The sequence below is a fragment of the Microcystis sp. LSC13-02 genome, assembly GCA_002282935.1.
Taxonomy (GTDB): domain Bacteria; phylum Cyanobacteriota; class Cyanobacteriia; order Cyanobacteriales; family Microcystaceae; genus Microcystis.
In genome coordinates this window covers 1-9,367 of the sequence record MTBT01000170.1, presented here as the reverse complement: position 1 = coordinate 9,367, position 9,367 = coordinate 1, and the positions used below count along the sequence as shown (strand labels likewise).

6 protein-coding genes, 1 tRNA gene and 1 pseudogene are annotated in these 9,367 nt (G+C 42.2%); all 8 read right to left on the bottom strand.

Going from position 1 to position 9,367, the window contains the following annotated elements; translation table 11 throughout:
• Positions 1–88 precede the first annotated feature (88 nt).
• Positions 89–2,011 carry a S9 family peptidase gene (locus tag BGL89_RS10335; protein WP_286825642.1) on the bottom strand — a complete coding sequence of 641 codons (1,923 nt, stop codon included), beginning with the start codon at positions 2,009–2,011 and terminating at the stop codon, positions 89–91.
• A gap of 168 nt (positions 2,012–2,179) precedes the next feature.
• Positions 2,180–2,253: transfer RNA gene (locus BGL89_RS10330), tRNA-Pro, on the bottom strand.
• Between the two features lie 93 nt (positions 2,254–2,346).
• Positions 2,347–3,552 (bottom strand): FAD-dependent hydroxylase, encoded by a 1,206-nt coding sequence (locus BGL89_RS10325; RefSeq protein ID WP_286825641.1) that lies wholly within the window; start codon positions 3,550–3,552, stop codon positions 2,347–2,349.
• 488 nt (positions 3,553–4,040) lie between these two features.
• Complete coding sequence (locus BGL89_RS10320) at positions 4,041–5,174, bottom strand: tetratricopeptide repeat protein (protein WP_286825640.1); 1,134 nt, start codon at positions 5,172–5,174, stop codon at positions 4,041–4,043.
• Positions 5,144–6,379 (bottom strand): tetratricopeptide repeat protein, encoded by a 1,236-nt coding sequence (locus BGL89_RS10315; RefSeq protein WP_286825639.1) that lies wholly within the window; start codon positions 6,377–6,379, stop codon positions 5,144–5,146. The genes BGL89_RS10320 and BGL89_RS10315 overlap by 31 nt, the downstream gene beginning before the upstream one ends.
• 30 nt (positions 6,380–6,409) lie before the next feature.
• Complete coding sequence (locus BGL89_RS10310; RefSeq protein WP_286825638.1) at positions 6,410–6,769, bottom strand: type II toxin-antitoxin system PemK/MazF family toxin; 360 nt, start codon at positions 6,767–6,769, stop codon at positions 6,410–6,412.
• Complete coding sequence (locus BGL89_RS10305) at positions 6,750–6,959, bottom strand: DUF2281 domain-containing protein (protein WP_002789196.1); 210 nt, start codon at positions 6,957–6,959, stop codon at positions 6,750–6,752. Before BGL89_RS10305 ends, BGL89_RS10310 begins: the two co-directional genes overlap by 20 nt.
• Positions 6,960–7,077: 118 nt before the next feature.
• Positions 7,078–9,367 (bottom strand): annotated as a pseudogene (locus BGL89_RS10300) (CHAT domain-containing protein); the annotation flags it as partial.

Below are 9,367 nucleotides of genomic sequence, written 5' to 3'. Positions count from 1 at the left end.
CCCTGATCACTCCCAGTCCGGTACTTTTTGATTGACAAAAAGTCTAAAAGTCTTACCCAACAAGGTTTTTAGATTTATTCAGCAGACCCTACTTAATTTCTACGGGTTCTAAATTATCAGCAGGAGTAAAACCAAAGAGACGGGAATAGAAATAAAATTCTGCATCTAATGCTCGTTTTATCGATTCAGCTTGACGAAATCCGTGTTGTTCTCCCGCAAAGGGAACGTAAGCAACGGGTAAACCTTTCGCTTTTAAAGCTTCTACCATCATTTCCGCTTGATTGGGTGGAACCACTCGGTCTTCTAAACCTTGGAAAAAGATCACCGGACAGGATAACTGAGCGGTAAAATGAATAGGCGATCGCTGATAGTAAATTTCCTTTTCTTGAGGATAAAGTCCCACCAATTTATCTAAATATCTCGACTCGAATTTATGGGTATCGTTGGCTAAAACCTCTAAATCACTAACTCCGTAATAACTAGCTCCTGCTTTAAAAGTATCATGAAAAGTTAAGGCCGCTAAAGTTGTATAACCACCAGCGCTGCCTCCAGAAATTGCCAATCTTTCCCCATCGACTAATCCCTGATTAACCAAATATTTTGCCCCGTTGATGCAGTCTTCCACATCGACAATTCCCCAATTTCCCAGCAAACGCTGACGATATTGACGACCATAACCCGTACTACCGCCATAATTGACATCTAGATAGCCAAAGCCGCGACTGGTCCAGTATTGCACCCGCAGACTTAAACTAGAGGTCGCCGCGGCCGTCGGTCCACCGTGACTTTTGACTAAAAGGGGCGGTAATTCGCCATTGGGGGCGGTATAATCGGGGTTTTTGGGGGGATAATACCAAGCATAGGCAGTTAGTCCCTGACTGGTGGGAAAAGCGAGCATTTCCGGAATCGAGAAATAATCGCTAGAAATAGTTAAATTACTGGAAGATTTGAGAATTTCTCTAGTTCCTGTGGCTAAATCCCCTGAGATAACTGCTGTTACTTCCCTGAAAGAACCGCCAATAAAAACTATTTTGTTCTCCCTAACTTGTAGAGAAGAAATGTTAGTATCAGCAGTAATAATTTCTTGGAATTCTCGATTAAGAGTATCGATACTTCCTAAATACCAACGGCCATCTTTTGTATAGCTACAAATAATCTGTGATTCCCCAGCAAAGCCGTAGTTAGATAAACCAAAAACCCAATGAGGGTAGGCAAATTCCGCATCAATTGGTTCGATAACTGGTTCGATTTGTTCATCGTGTTTAAAGCAATAAAAGTTCCAGAAATCATTGCGATCACTGGTAAAATATAACTGTTGATCGGCAGACCAGCGCGGTTCACACACCGACTCATTTTCACCCCCAGCAATGACCCGAATATTACTCAAATAAAGATTATTAATATCGGCCACCCAAAGAAAAGAACTATCCCAGGGCATATTAGGATGATTCCAACTAATCCAAGCTAATCGAGAACCGTCGGCACTTAAGCGAGGAGAGGTATAAAAATCATCGCCTGATACTAAAGTTTCTATTTCTCCCGTATCTACATCGATGCTGACAATACTATTAACTGGTTCCCGATCTTTTTGGCTATGATCTTCACAAATACAGATTAAACGATGGCGAAATTCATCGAGAATTAAATCCGCATAACGACAGGAATTTTCTCGGGTCAGAGGTTGGGGTAAACTATCAGCAGTTTGGCGATAAATTCTTTGGTCAGCAAAATTACAAAAATAGATAATTCCGGCAACAATTAGATAGGAACCTCCCCCGTATTCATGGACACGAGTTCGCACATTAAAAGGCACTGGAGTGATGTCTGTAGTTGTGCCTTCGGGGTTTAATTTAACTAAAACATTTCGCCCCTTTTCCTGTGGTCTGCCTTCTAACCAATAAATATCTTCTCCATCTAGAGTTACACCACCAAGACTAATCGATGCTGCCACAATTAGATCGGAGGTAATCGGTGATTTCCAGGAACCGTAAGCTGATATTTGATTAGACATTTTCTACTACAGCAGTGATCTTAATGGTGAGGTACGAGGTTTTCGTTTTCGGGAGTCGGTCGTCTTATCTTGATAAGAAACGCTGATAAATTAAGAGAATTCCCAGTAAACAGGACAAAATAGGGATTGCTAGTGAGCATCCCTACCTGACTCTATGTTTTTCTGCAATCGGAGCGGCGGGATTCGAACCCACGACCCCTACTACCCCAAAGTAGTGCGCTACCAAGCTGCGCTACGCCCCGATATTGAACCTTAACCATCATAGCGATAATCGCGACATTTTGCAAGCTTTTTTTTTCCTTCCTTTCTCCCCCATCCCCGGAATTAGTGGCCAGCTATCTAGCTAATTGGGGAATACGTCCTTTTAATCCCGTCATTAATTGCAGGGCAAACAATTTCAACGGGGGGAAACCACGCATAATTGCCAATCCTAGACGACGGATGACAACGATGGGCGGCCAGTTATTGGAGAACAAGCGATCAAGAAAATCCGTGAAGCCTAAAATCGCTAAATTCTCCGATCTACGCCATTTTTCGTAGGATTTTAGGGTAGAAAGCGCTCCGATATCCCCTTGCTTTTCCACTGCTTCCTTTAATACCTGCGCTAAAGCGGCCGCGTCGCGAATGCCTAAATTTAAACCTTGACCACCGACGGGATGACAACAGTGAGCGGCATCACCAATTAAAGCCAGTCGGGGTTTAACATAAGTATCACTCTGCATTAACTGTACGGGAAAGAGAGCGCGGGGGCTAACTAATTCTAGTTTTCCTAGTAATCCCCCCGTATATGCTTCTAATTTCTTGATAAATTCCGCTTCGGGCATTTCTTGCAGTTTTTTCGCTTCTTCATGGGGATTTGTCCAAACGATCTGACAGCGATTACCCTGGAGCGGTAAAATGCCCATCGGACCTGTGGGCCAAAATCTTTCAAAGGCGGTATCGTTGCGATCGAGTTGATGTTTAATGGTGAAAGCGACACAGGATTGCCAATATTTCCAACCTTTGGTTTTAATTTGCGCCCCTTGCCGGATAGCGGATCTGGCTCCATCGGCCCCGATGACTAATTTTGTGGTGATTTTTCGGGTTTGACCGGCTTCTTCCAGGGTGACAGTCGCCGTTTCTCCTCCGTACTCCACTTCTAACACTTTGGCAGGGGATAACCACTCAATGCGATCGCAATCTTGGCTGGCATTGTGCAGGGCGGTTAGAATCACTTGATGTTCGCCCACATAGCCCAAATAATCGGTTTTTAGCTCATCGACCACAAAGGGGACAAAAATCTGGTAATCGGCATCAGAAAGGCGAATATGACTAAATTTACCGATACTGGGCGAGATTTTATCCCAGATACCCAAGCCTGTAAAAATCCGGCTCGACATCAACGAGAGGGCATAAGCTTGACGACGGCCGGCAGCCACCTCTAGGGGGCGTTCCTCGATCATAGCGATATTTAATCCTGTATTTTTTAAGGCCACCGCTAGGGTGGTTCCAACTATGCCGCCCCCGACAATGACTAAATCGTAGCTGTCCCGTCCTAACATATAAATATTTTTCTCAAAGATAATCAGTGACTACACTGATCTATTCTGACACGATTTTCGGGGTTGCTGTCGGGTTTGATTGTCTTCACCCCACCTAGCCATTGATAGACTTTGAAGGGTTTTGTCCGTTGCCGAGAGTTTCGGGTTATCGCTCTTCCTGGACTTCTGGAAGGGCGATAACAGGCTGCTAAGTAGCTGGTTATAATTAAATTAAAAATGGATTTTAGGTTCGATCCCCCCTGCCCCCCTTGATAAGGGGGGTGCCGATAGGCGGGGGGATATCCCTTGATAAGGGGGGTGCCGATAGGCGGGGGGGATATCCCTTAATAAGGGGGGCATCTGATAATTTTTAACGCCTACCTACTTACAAGCTCTGTTAGCTGATGCTCCTGGGGCGCCAGTCTTCTTGGATACCCCGACTTGCGGCAACAACCCGAGAAGTTGGCTAAAGACAAAACCCGCAACAGCTAGACTACTCTTTTTTTAACTTAAGGCAAGCTTTCTATTAATTGGATCACAAAGTTAGCCCTTGCAGAATCGCCTAAAGCTAGATAACCTTCTCTGGCTTTACTGTACCAAATCTTGGCTTGATTATTATCTCCTAAAGCTGCATAAACTTCTCCTAAACCAAATTGAGCTAAGGTTTTTTCTTCTAATTGTTCTGGTATCTGAGCTAATTCTATCGCTTTTAGATAATGATTGGTAGCTAGATTAGCTAGGCCAATTTGCCAGTACAAGTCAGCTAAGTTTCTCTCGATGATTGCTGAATTTTGACCCTGTTTGATGGTAGTTTCTAGAATAGTGATCGCTTCACTGGTAAGATGATAATTTGCTAGGGATTTGGAGGATAAAACATAGTTATTAAAAGTTGAAGTCGGTAGGGTATAAGTTCCATAAAAATCGGCTAATATTAATGCTTTAGTTTGCTTATTTATATTTAATTGTTCTATTTTATTAACTTCGTCCTGTATGGTTGCAACTTCGGAGGAATGTAACCTGATAAATTCTATTTTAGAAGCTTTATCTTGCTCGGAAGACTGTCCCCCATCGGTTTTAATTGTCACAGAATAAGGAATACCGGGCTGAAAAACTGGTGTTCCGGGATAGGAAATTTGGGTTTGAGAAACTTGCTTTTCCCAGATAATCCCCTGTGAATCCATAACTTTTATTGTGTAATATCTCGTTTGAGAAACTTCATTCCAACGCAAAATGGGGGTATCGGTTAGTATCAGGGTGTGACGGGGTGAAATGAGATAGGGAATGAGTGCATTTGTTCCTCCTAAAGAACCTGGGGGTGGGGGATTTTTGGCTTTTAACGCTTCCCAGATGGGGCAAATTGTCTTTAGTCCAGAAGGTACACCTGAACTAACTGGGCGTTGTTGTAAATCGGGACATAATACTGTCACCCTAACACCCTGAAGAGGAAAAATTTGATCGCCTTTGTTTAATTCTGTATTAATAGAAACGGGTTTGAATTCAGTCCAATTTTGTCTTTTTAGCTTGACGATACCAGTTGTTGATTCAATTCTAGCAGGGAAAGCTATCCCTTTAGCACTTTCTAAAAATAGGGTCAGCATTCCTGTGGTTAATCCTAATAGGATGAGTTGGGGTTTGGTGAGCATTTTTGTTTCTCCCGGTTTGCTAAACATTGTTGTGCTTGTATTCTCCAGCTATCTTCGTCAGGATTTAAGCTGTTAGCGTATTGATTACAGGTTTCCCATTCTTTTAAGGCCTCTGTTTGGTTATTTTGGGCTTCTTTTACCTGCGCTAGTAAACAGTGGGGGGCAGCACTATTTTTATCTAATTTAATCGCTTCTAATAAAGCTGTTTCTGCCCCTGGAATATCCCCTTGTTTTAGCCTTGCCCAACCTAAATTTTTCCAGATAGCAAATTGGGTTTCTTGATCTAATTTTGGCTCGGATTGGGCTTTAAGTAAGAGGTGAACAGCAGCAGGATAATTTTTATTGAGAATATGTAATCGAGCTAGATTATTAATAGCGGTAGTGTTACCCCCTTGTGTAGCTAATATATATTCTTTTCTGGCTAAATCAAAATTCTGTAATTCTTCGTAGAGTAATCCTAAGTTAAAATGTGCCTCAGCGTCATCTGGATTGAGGGACAAAGCTCGTTGATAATCTTCTTCTGCACTGCTCAAATCTCCCTTTTGATAATGACTCCAACCCCAATGATTATACCAGGTGGCTACAGTTGGTAAAGAGAGTCTTAATCCCCAAATACTCAGCATTAGTAAAAAAGATAAACCAGCGCCAATTTCTTGCCAGTATTGTTCTTGAATCCCAAAGCGTGCCAGTAAGTTTTTTCCAGTTTCTTGTCCAGTTTTAGTTAAGACTCCTCCTGCGGCAAGTAAGGTTAATATACTTTGAAAACTGATTAAAACGCCTCCCAAAATATCACTTCCCCCCGAAAGAAACCGCGAGCCAATTTCACCAATTAATCCTAAAGAAATTGTCAAGAAAGTAACAGAAGCTCCATTTGCCAATAAATCGTATTTGTGCCAAGAAGAATCAATTTTAGGGACTTCAAGTAGCCACCACCAATTTTTAGTATCGGGATTAAAATCGGGACGTAATTGGGCGATTATTGGGGCGATTGTGGCTTGTTTTTTCCTAAGAATGTTGTCTAATTCTTGGAGAATGTTTAGGATATTATCAGTAATTAAATAGGTTTCTGTTAGGGCAGTTTGAATGCGATCGCGGGCTAGTAAAATATTAAGAATTTCGGCTTCTGTTGGTGTAGGACGCTCTTGGAGAATTGCGATCAAATCTTGATAGGTTTTTAGGTCTTGTTCTAGAGATGAATTAGACATAGGCTTAGAATACTTAGAATAGTGATTTTCTTAAAGTAAACCTAGAATTGTTCTTAACGCTGTTTCTAATTCTTCGAGATAAGGATTGTCTAAATGTCCCATAACTCGAATAATTCTTGACTTATCTATGACTCTAATTTGCTCGCACAGTGCTACTGAATCTTGACTTAAACCTGCTATACCTTCTGGAATAAAAACATGAGAATCAAGTAGTTTGCGCCGGATTTTAGTGGTTAATGGCACAATAATAGTATGAGGACTTACGCCATTAGCTCGATCAATTTGTATAACGATTACAGGTCTAATTCCTGACTGTTCTGTGCCAATGACGGGGTTGAGGTCGCAAAAAGCTACATCACCACGAATAACGCTACCATTTGATTTCGCCACGAGCTAATTTTTCTTCATAATCTTCTAGATTTGACAAATAATCTGAAAAATCGGATTCTGCGATTTCTACGAAATCAGAAAACTGCTGATTGTACTTTAAGGTAAGGAAATCAATAAAGTCATTCACTTCTTCAACTAATGACTCTGGAAGTTGACGAATTTTGGCAATTGTAATATCTTGGACTGTCATGATTGAGAATTGTTCTTGAGAGTGGGGTACTAAAGCGCAACTACAAACTGATCATAGCATTTTTGAGCAGGATTTTAAAGATTTATCTGATAACTGATAACTGATAACTGATAACTGATTATAATCCATTGCCAATGAGAATAAAAGGCGCCCAGTAACGGGGATGGCTGAGGCGATTTGCTACGTCCGATGGCACTCCTTCAATAGGTTCTATTTTAATACTACCACGCCGCTGCTGATCGGTTGGGTTATTACTGGTAATCAAGGCAATTTGTGCCTGTTGTAATGCCTCTGTTTTACTCAATTTACCCGTCCTCAAAGCAGCATAAAAAGCATTCATCAAAGCTTGTGTACCGCCATCGTCAACACTCCATAAAGAGGCAATAACTGCCCTTGCACCTGCGGTTTGTAGTCGATATCCTAACCCTAAAATTTCGATTCCTGTGCCGTAATTACCCCCTAAACCTGTCTCGCAAGCACTCAAAACAATTAAATCAATATTTTTAAACCGCCAGTTTTTCATTGTTTGTAGAGTCACCACTGTCCCATCTCCAAAAAGAACAAAAGACTGTTCTGGAGTTCCCACCACAAAGGCTGCATGGGTGGCAAAATGGACGACAGTATAGCTATCCAGTAGGGGAATAATTGTTTGATTGAAGTCTTTATCGAAGTATTTAGTAGTAGGAGAAACTGTCTGTGCCAATTTATCTACCTCTATACCCGCAAAAGGCAACCCATTAAATCTGAAGTCTTGTCCCTGATGTCGAAACTGATAGCTGCCCTTAACGAATGCCGCCGCTAAAATTTGCATTTTCGGTTCGGGTTTGGTATTAAAATCAGTCAGGGATGCTGCCGTAATATTATTAACCCGGTAGCGTTCAATTAACCACTGTTTGCCGTCGTATAAAGCCGCCAGAGGAATGTAGCGCAGTTGTCCATCAGGAGCATAAATAATCGTTTTTGCATCGGCAGTTTTTAGGTTATTTTCTAGGGGTTTAATCAGCCATTCATAAAGCTGTTGGGCTGGCTTTTTGGCATCCAGATTAGGATTTTGTAAGGCTTCCCGGAAAGCGCGAATAGTTTCGTTTAGTTCTTTTTTGCTGACTTTTACGGTGTGGCGGACGGGAGTAGAATCAGCAGTGGTGAGGATGATTTCTAAGCGGTCATCAAAGATAATTGGGTAGATAAGGACGGCATTTTGTTGGAGTTTTTTGAGATTATCAGATAAGCCAATTAAATTGTCTAAATTATTCAGGAGATCGGCGGAACGGGTTTGGGGTTTGAGTTGGTTAATTAAGGCTAAAACTTCCGGACTTTCGATAAATTTATTAAACTCAGCGACAATTTGTTCCTGTTGTTTCCAGAGTTGGGCGAGGCGTTGTTCTTCGGGGGGAGTTAGTTTGCCGTTGACTTTTTGTCGTTCTTGCAGTCGGCTGATTTCTTGGCCAATTTCTACTGCTTTATTAAGAATTGCCTCAATTCCCTCGTCTATTTTTTGTTCTGGCGGTAGTTTAGGAACTCCCTGTTCTGTATTTGTATTACCGCGCACTCCCCGCAAATAATCGTCTAATTCCTGTACTTTTAACAAGTCTAACACCCGTTGCGCTTCCAGAATGCGGTCTTGTTGCAGCAGCAAGTCAGCTAAACGACGGTAAGTATTGGCAACAGTTTCGGTGTAGGTTTGTTGCAATTCTTTAGAGAGTTTTTTGATATCGCCTCTGAGAGTTTCATAGACGTTAACCGATTGTTTATAGAAGATAATCCCTAGTTGAGGTTGGTTTTGTTGTTGCAGTAAGTAACCAATATTGTCTAAGGTATTAGCTTCCCCCCCGCGATCGCCCACTGCCCGCGATAAGGGTAATGCCTGTTGGTAGTAGTTTCTCCCCTAAATCATTATAGACAGCACCAATATTATTGAGAGTAGTGGCTTCCACTGAGCGATTTCCCACCGCCCGCGATAAGGGTAATGCCTGTTGGTAGTAGTCTAAAGCCTTCTGTTTCTCCCCTAAAGCTGAATAGACAGCACCAATATTATGGAGAGTAGTGGCTTCCCCAGAGCGATCTCCCACTGCCCGCCATAAGGGTAAAGCCTGTTGGTAGTAGTCTAAAGCCTTCTGTTTCTCCCCTAAAGCTGAATAGACAAGACCAATATTATTGAGAGTAGCGGCTTCCCCTGCGCGATCGCCCACTGTCCGTCTTAAGGGTAAAGCCTGTTGGTAGTAGTCTAATGCCTTCTGTTTCTCCCCTAAAGCTGAATAGACAGCACCAATATTATTGAGAGTAACGGCTTCCAGTGAGCGATCGCCCACTGCCCGCGATAAGGGTAAAGCCTGTTGGTAGTAGTCTAATGCCTTCTGTTTCTCCCCTAAATCATTATAGACAGCACCAATATTATTGAGAGTAGTGGC

Bases quoted from the DNA above. Each gene is read 5' to 3' on its own strand.
- BGL89_RS10315 (WP_286825639.1), bottom strand. From the start codon at position 6,379: ATGTCTAATTCATCTCTAGAACAAGACCTAAAAACCTATCAAGATTTG.
- BGL89_RS10335 (WP_286825642.1), bottom strand. From the start codon at position 2,011: ATGTCTAATCAAATATCAGCTTACGGTTCCTGGAAATCACCGATTACC.
- BGL89_RS10320 (WP_286825640.1), bottom strand. From the start codon at position 5,174: ATGCTCACCAAACCCCAACTCATCCTATTAGGATTAACCACAGGAATG.
- BGL89_RS10325 (WP_286825641.1), bottom strand. From the start codon at position 3,552: ATGTTAGGACGGGACAGCTACGATTTAGTCATTGTCGGGGGCGGCATA.
- BGL89_RS10305 (WP_002789196.1), bottom strand. From the start codon at position 6,959: ATGACAGTCCAAGATATTACAATTGCCAAAATTCGTCAACTTCCAGAG.